Source organism: Neptunicoccus cionae (assembly GCF_014643735.1).
Classification (GTDB): domain Bacteria; phylum Pseudomonadota; class Alphaproteobacteria; order Rhodobacterales; family Rhodobacteraceae; genus Amylibacter; species Amylibacter cionae.
On sequence record NZ_BMKA01000003.1, the window covers coordinates 52,535 to 66,829 of the forward strand.

The 14,295-nt window shown below is 56.4% G+C and carries 15 protein-coding genes and 2 tRNA genes; 11 read left to right on the forward strand and 6 right to left on the reverse strand.

Annotated elements, in window-relative coordinates:
* Positions 1–12: 12 nt before the first annotated feature.
* The 3 genes from rpmA to IEX10_RS11085 all read right to left on the reverse strand — a co-directional run bounded on the left by rpmA (position 13) and on the right by IEX10_RS11085 (position 3,111).
* Entirely contained in the window at positions 13–282 is a 270-nt protein-coding gene (gene rpmA, locus IEX10_RS11075; protein WP_069299940.1) for a 50S ribosomal protein L27, read from the reverse strand.
* 11 nt (positions 283–293) lie between these two features.
* Complete coding sequence (locus IEX10_RS11080) at positions 294–968, reverse strand: 50S ribosomal protein L21 (protein ID WP_188674933.1); 675 nt, start codon at positions 966–968, stop codon at positions 294–296.
* 205 nt (positions 969–1,173) lie between these two features.
* Positions 1,174–3,111, reverse strand: coding sequence for a tetratricopeptide repeat-containing sulfotransferase family protein (locus tag IEX10_RS11085; protein WP_188674935.1), 1,938 nt, complete (start codon positions 3,109–3,111; stop codon positions 1,174–1,176).
* 125 nt (positions 3,112–3,236) lie between these two features.
* Between IEX10_RS11085 and IEX10_RS11090 the strand changes: the two genes are divergently transcribed.
* The 9 genes from IEX10_RS11090 to IEX10_RS11130 all read left to right on the forward strand — a co-directional run bounded on the left by IEX10_RS11090 (position 3,237) and on the right by IEX10_RS11130 (position 10,506).
* Positions 3,237–3,325 (forward strand) — tRNA-Ser (locus tag IEX10_RS11090).
* Between the two features lie 200 nt (positions 3,326–3,525).
* Positions 3,526–4,197 carry a TetR/AcrR family transcriptional regulator gene (locus IEX10_RS11095; protein ID WP_229678530.1) on the forward strand — a complete coding sequence of 224 codons (672 nt, stop codon included), beginning with the start codon at positions 3,526–3,528 and terminating at the stop codon, positions 4,195–4,197.
* A gap of 36 nt (positions 4,198–4,233) precedes the next feature.
* Positions 4,234–5,307 carry a C4-dicarboxylate TRAP transporter substrate-binding protein gene (locus tag IEX10_RS11100; RefSeq protein WP_188674937.1) on the forward strand — a complete coding sequence of 358 codons (1,074 nt, stop codon included), beginning with the start codon at positions 4,234–4,236 and terminating at the stop codon, positions 5,305–5,307.
* A 65-nt stretch (positions 5,308–5,372) separates the two neighbouring features.
* On the forward strand, positions 5,373–5,942 hold the full coding sequence (locus IEX10_RS11105; protein WP_188674940.1) for a TRAP transporter small permease subunit: 570 nt from the start codon (positions 5,373–5,375) through the stop codon (positions 5,940–5,942).
* Entirely contained in the window at positions 5,939–7,252 is a 1,314-nt protein-coding gene (locus IEX10_RS11110) for a TRAP transporter large permease (protein ID WP_188674943.1), read from the forward strand. The genes IEX10_RS11105 and IEX10_RS11110 overlap by 4 nt, the downstream gene beginning before the upstream one ends.
* 13 nt (positions 7,253–7,265) lie before the next feature.
* Complete coding sequence (locus IEX10_RS11115) at positions 7,266–8,042, forward strand: cyclase family protein (protein ID WP_188674946.1); 777 nt, start codon at positions 7,266–7,268, stop codon at positions 8,040–8,042.
* 5 nt (positions 8,043–8,047) lie between these two features.
* Positions 8,048–8,977: a fumarylacetoacetate hydrolase family protein gene (locus IEX10_RS11120; protein ID WP_188674949.1), complete on the forward strand. Its 930-nt coding sequence runs from the start codon at positions 8,048–8,050 to the stop codon at positions 8,975–8,977.
* Positions 8,978–8,980: 3 nt separating this feature from the next.
* Complete coding sequence (locus IEX10_RS11125) at positions 8,981–10,009, forward strand: SMP-30/gluconolactonase/LRE family protein (protein WP_188674952.1); 1,029 nt, start codon at positions 8,981–8,983, stop codon at positions 10,007–10,009.
* Positions 10,006–10,506, forward strand: coding sequence for an OsmC family protein (locus tag IEX10_RS11130; protein ID WP_188674955.1), 501 nt, complete (start codon positions 10,006–10,008; stop codon positions 10,504–10,506). The genes IEX10_RS11125 and IEX10_RS11130 overlap by 4 nt, the downstream gene beginning before the upstream one ends.
* Positions 10,507–10,521: 15 nt before the next feature.
* On the opposite strand, the gene IEX10_RS11135 is transcribed toward IEX10_RS11130, so the two are convergent.
* From IEX10_RS11135 to ypfJ, 3 genes are all read right to left on the reverse strand, one after another.
* Positions 10,522–11,517, reverse strand: coding sequence for an LLM class flavin-dependent oxidoreductase (locus IEX10_RS11135; protein WP_188674958.1), 996 nt, complete (start codon positions 11,515–11,517; stop codon positions 10,522–10,524).
* Positions 11,518–12,128: 611 nt separating this feature from the next.
* A tRNA-Leu gene (locus tag IEX10_RS11140) sits at positions 12,129–12,213 on the reverse strand.
* Between the two features lie 65 nt (positions 12,214–12,278).
* Complete coding sequence (gene ypfJ, locus IEX10_RS11145; RefSeq protein WP_188674961.1) at positions 12,279–13,133, reverse strand: KPN_02809 family neutral zinc metallopeptidase; 855 nt, start codon at positions 13,131–13,133, stop codon at positions 12,279–12,281.
* Positions 13,134–13,249: 116 nt separating this feature from the next.
* On the opposite strand from ypfJ, the gene IEX10_RS11150 reads away from it, so the two are divergent.
* Both IEX10_RS11150 and IEX10_RS11155 read left to right on the forward strand, forming a co-directional pair.
* The gene (locus IEX10_RS11150; RefSeq protein ID WP_188674964.1) at positions 13,250–13,828 is read left to right on the forward strand and encodes a YqaA family protein; all 579 of its coding nucleotides are present in this window, start codon (positions 13,250–13,252) and stop codon (positions 13,826–13,828) included.
* Positions 13,828–14,292 carry a disulfide bond formation protein B gene (locus IEX10_RS11155; RefSeq protein WP_188674969.1) on the forward strand — a complete coding sequence of 155 codons (465 nt, stop codon included), beginning with the start codon at positions 13,828–13,830 and terminating at the stop codon, positions 14,290–14,292. The genes IEX10_RS11150 and IEX10_RS11155 overlap by 1 nt, the downstream gene beginning before the upstream one ends.
* The last annotated feature ends 3 nt before the right edge of the window (positions 14,293–14,295 follow it).

The following is a 14,295-nucleotide window of genomic DNA, read 5'->3' on the forward strand; positions in this document are numbered from 1 at the left end:
CTTTGGTTCGGCTTATTCTGCGGCCTCGGCTTGAGGAAGGACAGAAATAAAGGTGCGGTTTTTGAATCCCTTGCGGAATGTCACGGCGCCTTCGACTGTTGCAAAAATCGTGTGATCTTTGCCTTGGCCTACGCCTTCACCTGGCCACCATTTGTTGCCGCGCTGACGCGCGATGATGTTGCCCGGAATGACAGCTTCGCCACCGAACTTTTTGATGCCAAGACGACGACCTGCGGAGTCGCGACCGTTACGGGATGAACCGCCTGCTTTTTTATGTGCCATGAGTGCTCTCCTTAGCCTTTAGCCAGATCTTTGGCTTGGTCTACCCAACCTTCGCGCTCGATGCGACCTTTAAACGACAGTTTCTCGTCGAATTCAGCGATATCATCAGCACCCCAGCCAGCGATCTGAGCGAAAGTTGTCACGCCAGCAGCGTGCAATTTCTTCTCAAGAGCTGGACCAACACCGGACAGTTTTTTCAGATCGTCTGCGCCTTCAGCTGCTGGAGCTGCTTTTGCTTCGGATTTTTTCGCAGCTTTAGGGGCTGCTTTCTTTTCCGCCTTGGCTTTTTTCGGAGCGGCTGCTTCGGCTACTGCGGCTGTGGCAACAAAGCCTGCACCGTTTACAGCAGCGGTTACGCCGGATTTGTCAGCGCCGGAAGCCAGAATGTCAGTGATCCGCAGAACGGTCAATTGTTGACGGTGGCCCTTTTTACGCTGGGACGAGTGTTTCCGACGACGTTTGACGTAGTTGATAACCTTGGGGCCTTTGCCCTGCTCAAGGATCTCAGCCTGAACACCAGCGCCTTCGACGGTTGGTGCGCCAACGGTGGTTTTGTCGCCACCCAGCATCAGAACTTCGTTGAATTGAACGGTTTCACCAGCGTTGCCTGCAATCTTTTCGATTTTAAGCACATCGCCAGAAGCAACTTTATACTGTTTGCCACCAGTTTTTACGACTGCGAACATATGTTCGACCTTCTTATCTACCGCGTCCTGCGGCCCCCTGTGACCTGATCCAAGGATCAGAACCGGCGGTGTTTGTAGGGTTAAACCCTGCCTCGGACGGCGCGTCTATGATAGACGACATTAAAAGAACCCAACGGACGGATGTCTGTCAGGTGGGCGGGGTATCCTGTATCAGCGCCCTGTTGTCAACCCGTTTGCGCGGATTTTACGCCTCATAGGCGCCTGCCCATAAGTCCTCGTCCAAACCGTCGAACAGTTCGCCAAGATAAGGCGCGTAATTCTGCCATGACTTCACCGAAGTTCGGTAAATCTTCTGGCGCACCTGGTTGACACTGGCGGTACGCACAGCGCGTTTGGTCTTGTGGAACTCCAGCACACCATCTTCCCAAGGCAGGCCGAGATAGTCCAACAGCTTGCGGCTTTCGGCTTCCTGATCCGCCACCAGCGCCTCGTAGCGGATATGGTAAACAGCCCCCGGAAACAATTCATCCCAGCGGTGCATCATCGCTTTATACCGGTTGGCAAAATGGGCCAGTTCGCCCTGATTATAGGCGTATTGATGGGCGTAGGTGTCAAAGAAGTTCTTATAGATAGAGAAACAGTTGTCCCGTGGATCGCGCACCGTGTTCACAATTTTCGCGTTCGGGAACAAAGTGCGGATCAGACCCACGTTAAAGAAATTCCCCGGCATCTTGTCTACCACATGGCGCGCATCGCCAGCATTGCGCATCAGATCCCGCAGGTAGTCTTCAGTGAAGGTCTTCGCATCCGCTGCGGTTGCCCTGCTCCCCTTATCATAAAGTGGCTTGGCAAGATCAGTCGCGGTGTTTAGCTCTCCCGCGCCGTAAACTGCGGAATGGGTGGCGATGATTTGCTCGACCAGTGACGTACCAGAGCGCATCATCCCAAGCACGAACACAGGCGCATCGCTTGGATCGGCGGCATCTTTCAAATGGGCAAAAGCGTCTGTATCAAAAAGCTTGGTAATCCGGTCAAACTTTTCCGCGTCAGATTGCGGTAACGGCGGCAGTGCTGCACGATAAAGCCGGTTCGCCTGATCCAGACAGGTAAAGCTCTGCTCGTAGGCGGCCTGCTTTTCGTAATACTCACCAAGGGCAAAACCCAACTGCACCTTGTCAAGATCCGGCGTCGCCGGATCCTTAAACAATCGCTGTATTTGGTCCACCACCCCTGCCCGTTCATCCGACGGCACAAGACCAAGTATCAACCGAAGCGTTTTGGCGTGGTTAGGGTCAACTTCAAGCACCTTGCGAAAGGATGAAAGTGCGGCATCGTTCCGACCTGATTCATTCTGAATAATGCCAAGCTGCATAAAAGTTTCTGTATTTCGCAGATCAAGGGCGGCTGCTTTTTCCAGAATCTCCGTGGCTTCGGCACTCTTCCCGTCAGCGGACAAAACGCCGCCCAGATTGACCATCGCGCCGGTGTCTTTGGGCGCAATCGCCAGCGCCGCCCGAAAATCCGCCTCCGCCCCGATCCGATCATTCAAAGTGGACTTCAAACTTCCCCGACTGTTCAGCGCATTGGCATAGCGCGGTGCATGGCGCAGGGCGAGATCGTAGTGCTGCATCGCCTTGTCAGACTGGCCGATCGCGGCATAAGCCACGCCCAGATTGTGATGGGCCTCTGCGTAGTCGGGCTTTTTGGTCACGGCCTTTTGCAACACCGGAACCGCATCCGCTGCGCGGTCGATTTGCACAAGATAGGAACCGTAATTCGACATCGCCTCGACGAAATTCGGGTTCAGCTTAATCGCCCATTTATAAGCATCAATCGCGCCTTTCTGATCGCCTGTCATGCCGCTGGCATAGCCCAGAATATTAAAGACGAAAGGTTCGTTGGGGAAAGCCCGCGCCATTTCTTGTGCCATTTGACGGGCGCGCGCAAAATCGCCACTGTTCAGCACCTGCAACAGCGCATTGGCATCCGCTTGCGTCATCGCCCGATTGGCCGCACCGCCCTGTTTTTCCAGCCGCACCAGTGCTTTCTTCGCTTTGGAATGTTTGGGCGCCTTGGTCAGGATCTGTCGGTAGAGCGCAACAGCGCGCGCCACATCACCGGCTTTTGCTGCCTGCTCTGCTGCATCCAGAACCTGTTTGATCGTTGCGCCCGCGCCCGCCATAATTCACCCGATTTCCGTTTTCCTGCGCTTTTGACAAGCCAACTTGTCCCTGTCCAGTGCTTTCAGCCTTGCACAGCGTTCCAACCCTAGCTAAGAAGCGCCCGTTGCGACCAGCAACACCCCGCGGAGAGGTGCCGGAGTGGTCGAACGGGGCGGTCTCGAAAACCGTTGTCCCTTCTGGGGACCCAGGGTTCGAATCCCTGTCTCTCCGCCATTGTCTCCCCCGCAGCGACTATTCCCGCCTTAACAATTCATACCCGACTCATACCCGACGCATTTCAATCGCCACCTCGCGTTTTGGCGGCTTGTTCCCCTTGACACGACTCACGCCCTCCCAAATACTGACTGAGTGACCAGTTAATTTCTGCGAAGCGGAAACTTCGGGCGTGGTCGCAGGCTTGGGAGGGCTTCAATTTGGGACAGAAGAGCGCGAAAGCTGCTGGGGTGGAAACTCTATCCACGGCCAAAGAATCCCGTTTTGACGCTATTCTTGATTCCGCTGAAACCGTCTTCGCCCGCTCCGGTTATGAAGGTGCTACCATGCGCGAGATTGCAGAGCGTGCCGGCGTGGCCCAAGGGTTGATACACTATCATTTCAAGACCAAAGAAGTTCTGTTTGAAGCCATGGTCTCGCGGCGCTCAAAGCAGATCAACGAAGGGCGCGCCGCCCTGCTCGACCGGATCATGGAGCAAGGCGAAACCCCTGATCTTGAACCGATCGTCGAGGCGCTGTTTCGCCCCACAATCGAGGCCGGTATCTCACAGGCCAGCAACGGCGGGGCATTCGCGCAAATCCTTGTTTCCACCGCCAATTCCGCGCAGGAGCGAGAGCAACTGCTGACCGAGAAATACTACGACCCGATTGCGCAGAAATTTATCAGCGCCTTTATGGAAGTCCAACCCGGACTGACCCGCGCGAATGCAGTCTGGGCGTATATGTTCGCCATCGGAGTGGGCATGACCATGATGGCGAAAACCGGTCGCCCTGCCCGTTTGTCCGACGGGCTTTGCAATGATGGCGACGCGGATGAGATGCTGATCAAAATCGTCCCGTTCATCTGTTCGGGGATCAGGGCGCTCAGCTAATTACACAAGCGAAAATTCACTTCTGGGAGGAAAAGAATGAAACATTTACTTAAAAACAGCGCCCTAGCAGCGGCACTACTGGCAGGAACCACCGCGATTGCTCCGCCAGTGGCAGCAGAAGAAATCAGCGCCACGGTTGTGGCAGGTCATCCACCGGTGTTCCGCTGGGTCAAACACGTCAGCCAGACCTTTATCCCTGCGGTAAACGCTGCACTGGAAGGATCGGATTATTCGATCAGCTGGAGCGAACAATACGGCGGATCGCTGGCCAAAGTTGGCGACGAGTTGGAGGCCACAGAAGAAGGGCTCGCGGAAATCGGGCTGGTTTCGAGCCTGTTTGATCCGGCAAAACTCGCCGTGCAGAACGTGACCTATTTCACGCCGTTTGTGTCCAGCGATTCCACCGTGGTGGCAGAATGGATGGACAAGCTGCAAGCCAATGATGCGGATATGAAAGCCTCTTGGGAGGAGAACGGGCTAGAATATCTCGGCGGTGCGACCGGCATTGACGACTATCTGCTGATGACCAATTTTCCGGTAGAGTCCATTTCGGATCTGGACGGCAAGAAGATCGGCGCGCCCGGTCCGGCTGTTAACTGGCTGAAAGGTACGGGCGCTGTGGGTGTGTCTGGCAATCTGACAACCTATTACAACGAGATCAAAACCGGTGTTTATGACGGTGTGATCGTCTTTGCTTCGGCTGCTGTACCGGGTAAATTGTACGAAGTTGCCCCCCATGTCACCCGTATCGGGTTTGGCGCGCAATATGCCGGTGGTATCGCGGCCAATAAGGACTGGTACGACGCCCTACCCCCGATGGTTCAAAAGGCCCTTAAGGGCGCTGCGATCACCAACCGCATCGCCTATCACAAGGATCTGGATGCCACGGTCGGCAAATTCCTGAACATCATGGAAGAGAATGGCGCTACCGTGACGCAAGTCGATGAAGCCTTCCGCAAAGAATGGGCGGACGGCATGGATAACGTCGCAAAAATCTGGGCCGAAAAGCTGGATGCGGACGGTGTTGGCGGCTCTCGTGTTTTGAAATCCTACATGGACACCATGCGCGATGCAGGCGCGACGCCTGTGCGCAACTGGGATCAAGAGTAATCTCCCTGACTGGGGCGGGCCGTTTGCTCGCCCCTTTTTTTCCAAGCTGATTGGACCCTTCCGTTATGACTGATTTCCATGCCGACTCCGGTCAGGCGTTTCTGCCGCCGTGGTTTCAGGGCATCCGCCGGATTGCTGATGTGATGACCCTTGTGCTGAACGTGATCGGCACGCTTTTGATCCTTGCCGTGATGGTGTTGGTGAACGCTGATGTGATTGGCCGCGTGGCCTTTAACACGCCGGTGTCCGGCGTCCCCGAGATCGTCTCTATGTCCATCGTCGCCATCGTCTTTTTGCAAGTGGCACAGGCCTTTCGCAAAGGCAGGTTGACCCGCACCGATGCGGTGCTCGACTACATCCAGAAGCGTGCGCCGAGACTGCGCAGCTTGCTGGAATTCATATTCACTCTGGCCGCTATCGCACTGATCTGGCAGCTTTTTGCCGCAAGTGAGCCCCTGTTCGTTAAAGCATGGGTGCGCGGCACCTATGAAGGCACAGTGGGCGATTTCACCGCCCCGATCTGGCCGGTCAAACTGATCATCCTGATTGGTTGCGCTGCCCTTCTGGTGCAACTCGTGCTTCACGCCATCACCAGCCTTTTCGCGCTGACCTCTAAGAAAGGGACCTCCCTATGAGCCCGTTTGAAATTGGCCTGACCTCCTTTGGAGCTATGGTTGTTATGGTGTATCTGGGGTTCTGGGTGCCTTTCGCACTGATGTTGTCGTCATTCGTGGGCGTCTGGGTGATCAAAGGTTCGCCAATACTGGCAGGTAAACTGCTGGCGCTGGCAGCGTCTGAAACCATCTCCAGCTATTTCTTTGGCGTTGTGCCGCTGTTCATCATGATGGGGTTCATCGTTTCGGTTACGGGCATGGGGCGCGATGCTTTTGACGTGGCCAACCACATGTTCCGCCGCGTTCGAGGCGGGCTTGGCTTTGGGACCGTCGGGGCAAACGCGATCTTCGCAGCAATCACCGGAATATCAATCGCTTCTGCGGCGGTCTTCACCCGCATCGCCGTACCAGAAATGCGTCGCCATGGGTATTCCAAGCGGTTTTCTGTCGGCGTGGTTGCGGGATCCTCGGTGCTCGGGATGCTGATCCCACCCAGCTTGCTGCTGATCCTATACGGCCTGCTCACAGAACAATCCGTCGGAGACCTCTTCATCGCCGGCGTCTTGCCCGGTCTGTTGCTGGCCTTCGTCTTTTGCCTTGGCATCTTTCTGGTGGCCTTGTTCAAGCCCAAATTGATTGGCGAGGGCATTACCGATCCCTATGACGACGCGGATGCGCTGACCACGCAGGAGGTCTTGGCCAAAGGTCTGCCCATCGCCGCGTTGATTGGTTTGGTTCTAGGCGGGATTTACGGCGGCTTCTTCACCCCGATCGAAGCGGGTGCCATCGGCTGTTCCGGCGCCATCATCATCGGCCTGCTGCGCCGCGCCCTGACGTTAAAGGATTTCTGGGAGGTTCTCACCGACACCGGCCTGATCACTGCTGCGATTTCCTTCCTTATTATCGCCGCACAGATGTATTCGCGTATGCTGGCCCTGTCGGGCGTGCCTGCGGGCTTTGGCAATTTTGTCGCCACCGCTGAAATCGGCTACTGGGGCGTAATACTTGCCTATGTGCTGCTGGTGATCCTGATGGGGACCATTCTGGACAGCTCCTCCATCATGCTGATCCTAGTTCCCCTCATGCTGCCGGTTCTTGCCTTGTTGCAGGTGGATCTGATCTGGTTTGGCATCATCACCATCATCGCCGTTGAAATCGGCCTTCTGACCCCGCCCTTTGGCATATCGGTCTTTGTTATCAAATCTTCTCTGGATGATCCGAGCATCACGCTCGGGGACATCTTTTATGGCGCAGCGCCTTTTGCGGTGCTGATGCTGGTGGTGCTTGGCCTTGTGCTGGCCTTCCCCCAGCTCGCCACGGCATTGCTTTAGGAAAGGACACCTCATGCCCCGTCGTTTTGTAGATCTCTCTGTTCCACTGGAAACCGGCATCGCATCGGACCCGCCGATTATGCTGCCCGAAATCGAATACATGACCCACGCGCAAACCGCCGAGCAGGTTCTATCCTTCTTTCCGGGCCTCAAGAAAGAGGACTTGCCCGGTGGAGAAGGCTGGGCGGTTGAAAAACTGACCGTCGCCACCCATTGCGGCACCCATCTGGACGCGCCCTATCATCACCACTCCACCATGAGCAACGGAGAGCGCGCCATCACCATCGACGAGGTGCCGCTCGAATGGTGCATGAACCCCGGTGTCAAACTGGACTTCCGTCATTTTGAGGACGGTTATCTGGTCACAGCGCAGGATGTAGAGGCAGAGCTGAAGCGCATCGGGCATGATCTGCAACCCCTTGATATTGTTGTGGTGAATACGTCAGCGGGTGCGGCCTACGGACAGCCCGATTACCTGATGAAAGGCTGCGGCATGGGACGCGAGGCCACGTTGTATCTGACCGAACGGGGCGTGCGCGTCACTGGCACAGACGCATGGAGCTGGGACGCACCTTTTGCCTTGACTGCCAAAGTTTACGAAGAAACCAAAGATTCTTCGATCATCTGGGAGGGCCACCGCGCCAGCATGGATATCGGCTATTGCCACATGGAAAAGCTTAGCAATCTGGAAAGCCTGCCTGGCACCGGATTTGAGATTTCCTGCTTCCCTTTCAAAATCAAGGCAGCCTCCGCCGGTTTCACCCGCGCCGTTGCCATCTTTACGGAGTGATCCCGATGCGTCTTGCAACCGTTAACCACAATAACCGCGCAACCTTGGTTGCCGCCCTGCCCGACGATCAACTGCTTGACCTGCGCAGCGCTGCGCAACAGGCAGGGCTCGACGCGGATGATTTTTTGTCGATGCAAAGCCTGATCGACGCTGCGGAACAAGGGCTCTCTACAGCGCGGACTTTGGTGGCCAACCCGCCGCAAACCGCGACGATCCCGCTGGCGGATGTGTCCTTCCTGCCGCCGATCATGCCTGTGCAATACCGTGACTGTCTGGTGTTCGAGGATCATTTAACCAATTGTTTCAGGGTCATGGAAGAAGCCACAGGCCGCAACCACGAAGTGCCCGACGTGTGGTATCAACAGCCGATCTACTACAAAGGCAACCGCATGTCCTTTATCGGCCACGGCACGGATGTTAAGTGGCCACATTATGCCGAGCATCTGGATATCGAACTGGAACTGGCCATCGTGGTTGGCAAAACGGGCAAGGACATTAAGGCTGAAGACGGCATTAACCACATTTTCGGCTATACCATCCTGAACGACATTTCTGCGCGGGATGCACAAATGGCTGAAATGCCGGGGCAGCTCGGCCCTTGTAAAGGCAAGGATTTTGATACCGGCAACATCCTTGGCCCGTTCATTCTGACCGCTGATGAAGTCCCCCATCCTGTCGCGCTGAACATGGAAGCCCGCGTGAACGGCGAACGCTGGGGCGGTGGCAACAGCGCACAGATGCAGCATGACTTCGGCGCGATCCTCGCCCATATCTCGGCATCCGAAACCGTCTACGCGGGCGAGGTGATTGGATCAGGCACGGTAGGCACTGGCTGCGGTCTGGAACTGGGCAAGCGCCTGTCAGATGGCGACAGCTTTGAGTTAGAGATCGAAAAGATCGGCATCCTAGCCAACCGGATCGTTAAAGGAGCCTGAGCCGTGCGAAACCCCATCGACGGCTTTGAAATAGACCCCGACAGCCTTCAAACCATCGGGACAGACCTGCAACGGCCAGAGTGTATTCTGGCAGAACCGGATGGGTCGCTCTGGTCCGCAGATGCAAGGGGCGGCGTGGTTCACATCCGGCCCAACGGCAGCCAGACCCTGATCGCGCAGGGGGAAGCGAAAGGTTTTGCCAAAGCCAGTGACGATGCCAGCCGTTTTACCACCGGCACCCTGCCCAATGGTCTGGCCTTTGCGCGTAATGGCGACATTCTGATTTCCAACTTCGGCACAGACCGGCTCGAACTGATGAAACGCACGGGCGAAAGCGAGGTTCTTTACGACAGCATAAACGGCAAGCCGATTGGCAAGGTGAATTTCGTGCTGCGCGACAGCAAGGACCGTCTGTGGCTGACGGTTTCTACCACGATCCCGAACTGGATGGAGGCCTGTAGCCCCAATATCATCGACGGCTTCATCGCTATGGCCGATGACAAAGGCCTGCGGATCATGGCGGACGGACTGCATTTCACCAATGAAATCCGCTTTGATGCGGATGAGAGCCATCTCTATGCCGTGGAAACCTGCGGCATGAAGATCACCCGCTTTAAGGTGGCCGATGACGGCACGCTTAGTGGGCAGGAAACCTTTGGCCCTGAAAGCCACGACGCATTCATCGACGGGATCGCCTTTGACGCCTACGGCAACCTTTGGGGCACCCATGTGATGACCGACCGCATTTTTGCGATCACCTCAGACGGCGATCTGCGCATTCTGCTGGATGACGACAAAGGCTCGGCTGAAGGGAAAGCCCTTCTGAACGCATTCGCGCAGGATAAGGTCACCCCCGAACTGCAACTGGCTTGTGGTGGCAGCATCGCCAACTGGATGGCCAGCCTGACCTTTGGCGGCCCCGATCTGACAACCGTTTACATCGGCAGCCTGCGCGCAACGACAATCCCTTACTTCAAATCCCCCGTGGCCGGCCTGCCGATGATCCACTGGAACGAAAGGCACCACCCATGACTGATACCCAAGACCAACCCCAACAAGCGCTGGTCCAGTTTGACTGCAAAGGCCACGCGACCGGAAAAATGCGCAATGATCTGGAAGTGACCATGTCACAACCCTTCGCGGAAGGTCCGTTTCATATGGCCACGGATGAGGGCAGCTTTCACGGTGGCGATGCCTCTGCCCCGCCGCCGCTGGCGCTGTTTGTGGGCGGATTGACGGGCTGTATCATGACCCAAATCCGCGCCTTTGCGAAACGGCTGAAGGTGACAGTGAAGGATCTGGACGTGGAAACCCGCGTGGTCTGGAACTGGGAGGCAAAGGGCCGCGTTTATGAAACCGCGCCGAAGTCCTTTGAAATCGACGTGCTGATCGACAGCGATGATCCGCAGGATAAGGTGATCGAACTGATCGAAGCCGCCAAAAAGGGCTGTTTTCTGGAACAAACGCTGGGGCAACAGAACACCATACGCCACCGGATGAAAACACCCGATGGCTGGGTAGACGTATAATCTGACGCTATGGTGTCAGGGCTTGACCAGCCCTGACATCACATCCGCCGCAATCTCAAACGAACGCAACCGTGCCTGATGGTCGTGGATCATCGCGGTCACGATCAGCTCGTCCGGTTTGTAACGCTCCAGAATGATCTGTAACTGCGAATTCACAGTTTCTGGCGCGCCCACCGCCGACACAGACAGCGCGTGCTCCACGCCCTCCATGACAGCAGGCGGGATTTGCGATTTCACGTCATTCACCGGCAGCGGCAGCTTCCCCGGTTTACCCGTACGCAACCGCGCAAACGCCAGCAGTTGAGACGACCGCAGATATTCGGCCTGCGCATCCGTGTCCGCCGCACAAACTCCCGCCGCAACAATCACGTAAGGCTCTGCCAATGTGGGGGACGGACGAAAGGAGCGCCGGTACACATCCAGCGCCTGATCCAGCATGGCTGGGGCAAAATGACTTGCAAAGGCGTAAGGTAACCCCAGCATCGCGGCCAATTGCGCACCATAAAGGCTCGACCCGAGGATATAGACCGGCACCTGCGTGCCCACCCCCGGAATGGCGCGCACAGGGGCGTTGTCCGGCATATCATCGAAATAGGCCATCAGCTCTTGCACGTCCTGCACAAAAGTATCTTCAGGTGACATGTGACGGCGCAAAGCCCGCGCCGTAGCCATATCCGTCCCCGGCGCCCGCCCAAGCCCCAGATCAATCCGCTCAGGATAAAGCGTGGCGAGCGTGCCGAACGCCTCGGCCACCATCAAAGGCGCGTGGTTGGGCAGCATGATACCCCCAGCCCCAACACGCAACGTCGAGGTCGCCCCCGCCACATGGCCAATCACAACAGCCGTCGCCGCACTGGCAATGCCGGGCATATTGTGATGCTCCGCCAGCCAGTAACGGTAGTACCCCGCACGTTCCGCCAGTTGCGCCAGCTCAACCGTATTTTGCAAAGCCTGCCCCGTGGTCTGGCCTTCGGGAACAGGAGAAAGATCAAGTAGAGAAAAATGTTTCATATTAGCCTATGTAAGCATGGGTTTCAGTTCCCCAAGGGGATTGCTGACAGATCAACCGGAGTTTGTGGCGGAGTACAAGGGGAACGGTGGGTCGTTTGGTGGGGGTGACCAGACTGCGCGGTACCTAGGCACGGACAAAGCATCGCGGAATTGAATAGACGGCGGGGTGCTTTCAGGAGATCGAAGTTTGACTGGCGACGGGCCTTCAGCACTCCAAATGCTCTGGGTTGCACCAAAATTTTCACTCCCTTCTGGTCGAACAAATCACGTACATAACAAGAAAACCATTTAAGCGTCGAAAAACTTGTTTAAAATAACAAATTGTAGTATATCTCTAACTATATCATATACTTGAAGAGTAAAATTCCGGACTTTACCTAGGAACAAATACAGAATTTAACGTGAACATCCGAGCGAATTGAGAACGACATATAATCCACGCGCACTCCCCCTCTGTTTTCGATCATAAAACCAAGATGAGGAGTTCCCAACGCCACCGTCTGAACGAAAAGCGATCAAACCCGTGGCGAATGGTAACGCAGCGCGAAACCGTTCAAATCTAGTGATTGGTTAAGTGTTCTGAAACTTGGAACGTATCCAATGTTTTCAAATGGTACCCGAGGCCGGACTCGAACCGGCAAACCTTGCGGCGGGGGATTTTGAATCCCCTGCGTCTACCAATTCCGCCACTCGGGCAACGCTTGGGTGATTTAGCGGTCCGGCTTACTCGCGTCAACGGGAAAAATCGGGTTTTTTCAATGTTACAGCGAACTTGCTCCGAAGGTGTCGCATTGCTGGATGTCGGCGGTCTCAAATCCTCTCTGGAACCAGTTTTGGCGCTGGGCGGAGGTGCCGTGGGTAAAGCTGTGGGGATTGGGGCGCTGGCCTGCGTTGCGTTGCAGGGTGTCGTCGCCGATCTGACGGGCAGCGTTCAGCGCTTCGTCAAAATCGCCCCGTTCCAGCGTGCCAAGACGGTCCTGCGCATAACGCGCCCAGATGCCGGAAAAACAGTCCGCTTGCAGTTCGATCATCACCGAAACGCGGTTGCTTTCAGCCTGCCCCATGCGGGACCGCGCCTTATTGGCTTGCGCCAATATGCCAAGTTCGTTTTGCACATGATGGGCAATTTCATGGGCCACAACATAGGCCGCCGCAAAATCCCCTGACGCGCCAAGCCTGCGGGACAGTGTGGTGAAGAAATCCGTGTCGAGATAGGCCTTGCGATCGGTCGGGCAATAAAACGGACCAGAGGCACCGTTGGCCCCGCCGCAAGGAGACTGGGTTGCGCCCTTGAACAGCACCATTGTTGCGGGGCGGTAGGTGGCGTTCAACTGTTGTTCGAATATTTCAGCCCAGACGGTTTCCGTGTCAGCCAGCGTGACAGACACGAACTGCGCCGCCTGTTCGTCCTCGGGCGTCAGTTCCACCGTGCGGTTGCTGGTGACCTGACTGCCGCCGAGATTCAGGAACGGCGTCACATCCACCCCTAGGAAATAGCCAATAGCCAGCACGGCGATCAGGCCAAAGCCCCCAATTCCCCCGGCAGCGCGCACGCCCCCGCCCGAGCGGCGGCGATCCTCGATATTTCGGCTCCCCTGACGGCCTCTCCATTTCATCGTGCTACTCCCGAAAATGTGATTTTAATTGAAACTAGTGCGGCCGCAGAAAGGCGCAAGGCTTGACCCGTCTGATCCAACGGGGCATGAGAAACAAAAAACGAGAGGCGCGCGCAGTGTTACGCAGATTTTACGAGTGGATCCTGTCCCTCGCCCAGTCCCGCTGGGCTGTGGCGGCGTTGACGATTATTGCGTTTCTGGAAAGTTCGGTCTTTCCGATCCCGCCGGATGTTCTGCTGATCCCGCTGATCCTTGCTGCGCCGACCAGAGCATTCCCATTGGCGCTGATTTGTACCGTTTCTTCCGTGCTGGGTGGCGCGTTCGGCTATTATATCGGCGCGGAACTGTTTGACGCCATCGGGCGCCCGATCCTTGACTTTTACCACAAAGCCGATGCGTTTGAGGTGTTCAAGGTCCGGTTTAATGAACAGGGCCACTGGGCGGTGCTTTTCGCGGGGATTACACCGTTTCCGTATAAGGTTATCACCATCACCTCGGGGGCGACCGACCTGCCCTTCTGGTCCTTCATGTTCTGGTCCCTGATCGCACGCGGCCTGCGGTTCTTCATTGTGGCGACGCTTTTGTGGCACTTCGGCGCACCTATCAGGGATTTCATTGAACGCCGCCTTGCCTTGGTGTTCACTGTGTTCCTGATACTCCTTGTGGCTGGATTCTGGGCGGTTAAATACTTCTGATGCAACAGAGACTTATACTACTGGCAGCGCTTGGTTCGGCGCTTATGCTTGCGACGGCTTTCGGATTCCAGCACATCGGCGATATGGCGCCCTGCAAGCTGTGCCTGTACCAACGCTGGCCCCATGCCGTGGCTGTTCTGATCGGTCTGGTAGCGGCCCTGTTTCCCCATCGCCTGCTCGCATTGCTTGGTGCCGCGGCGGCCTTTACCACCTCTGCAATCGGGCTGTATCACGCCGGAGTGGAGTGGAAATGGTGGGAAGGTCCGACGACCTGCACCTCCGGTTCTGTCGGGGATCTTGCCGTAAAAGACTTGCTGAACCAGATTTTGGAGGCGCCAATGGTGCGCTGTGATGAAATCCCGTGGGAGCTGTTCGGCTTGTCCATGGCGGGCTGGAACGGCGTTATCTCGCTTGGCCTGACACTGATCTGGCTGGCAGCGGCCTTTCAGGGCAAGCGCCGCTAGGCG

What these genes read in the sequence shown, in the direction of transcription:
- IEX10_RS11110 (WP_188674943.1), top strand. Translation starts at nt 5,939, where the DNA reads ATGAGCCCGTTTGAAATTGGCCTGACCTCCTTTGGAGCTATGGTTGTT.
- IEX10_RS11085 (WP_188674935.1), bottom strand. Translation starts at nt 3,111, where the DNA reads ATGGCGGGCGCGGGCGCAACGATCAAACAGGTTCTGGATGCAGCAGAG.
- rpmA (WP_069299940.1), bottom strand. Translation starts at nt 282, where the DNA reads ATGGCACATAAAAAAGCAGGCGGTTCATCCCGTAACGGTCGCGACTCC.
- IEX10_RS11155 (WP_188674969.1), top strand. Translation starts at nt 13,828, where the DNA reads ATGCAACAGAGACTTATACTACTGGCAGCGCTTGGTTCGGCGCTTATG.
- IEX10_RS11120 (WP_188674949.1), top strand. Translation starts at nt 8,048, where the DNA reads ATGCGTCTTGCAACCGTTAACCACAATAACCGCGCAACCTTGGTTGCC.
- IEX10_RS11130 (WP_188674955.1), top strand. Translation starts at nt 10,006, where the DNA reads ATGACTGATACCCAAGACCAACCCCAACAAGCGCTGGTCCAGTTTGAC.
- IEX10_RS11100 (WP_188674937.1), top strand. Translation starts at nt 4,234, where the DNA reads ATGAAACATTTACTTAAAAACAGCGCCCTAGCAGCGGCACTACTGGCA.
- IEX10_RS11105 (WP_188674940.1), top strand. Translation starts at nt 5,373, where the DNA reads ATGACTGATTTCCATGCCGACTCCGGTCAGGCGTTTCTGCCGCCGTGG.
- IEX10_RS11135 (WP_188674958.1), bottom strand. Translation starts at nt 11,517, where the DNA reads ATGAAACATTTTTCTCTACTTGATCTTTCTCCTGTTCCCGAAGGCCAG.
- ypfJ (WP_188674961.1), bottom strand. Translation starts at nt 13,133, where the DNA reads ATGAAATGGAGAGGCCGTCAGGGGAGCCGAAATATCGAGGATCGCCGC.
- IEX10_RS11115 (WP_188674946.1), top strand. Translation starts at nt 7,266, where the DNA reads ATGCCCCGTCGTTTTGTAGATCTCTCTGTTCCACTGGAAACCGGCATC.
- IEX10_RS11080 (WP_188674933.1), bottom strand. Translation starts at nt 968, where the DNA reads ATGTTCGCAGTCGTAAAAACTGGTGGCAAACAGTATAAAGTTGCTTCT.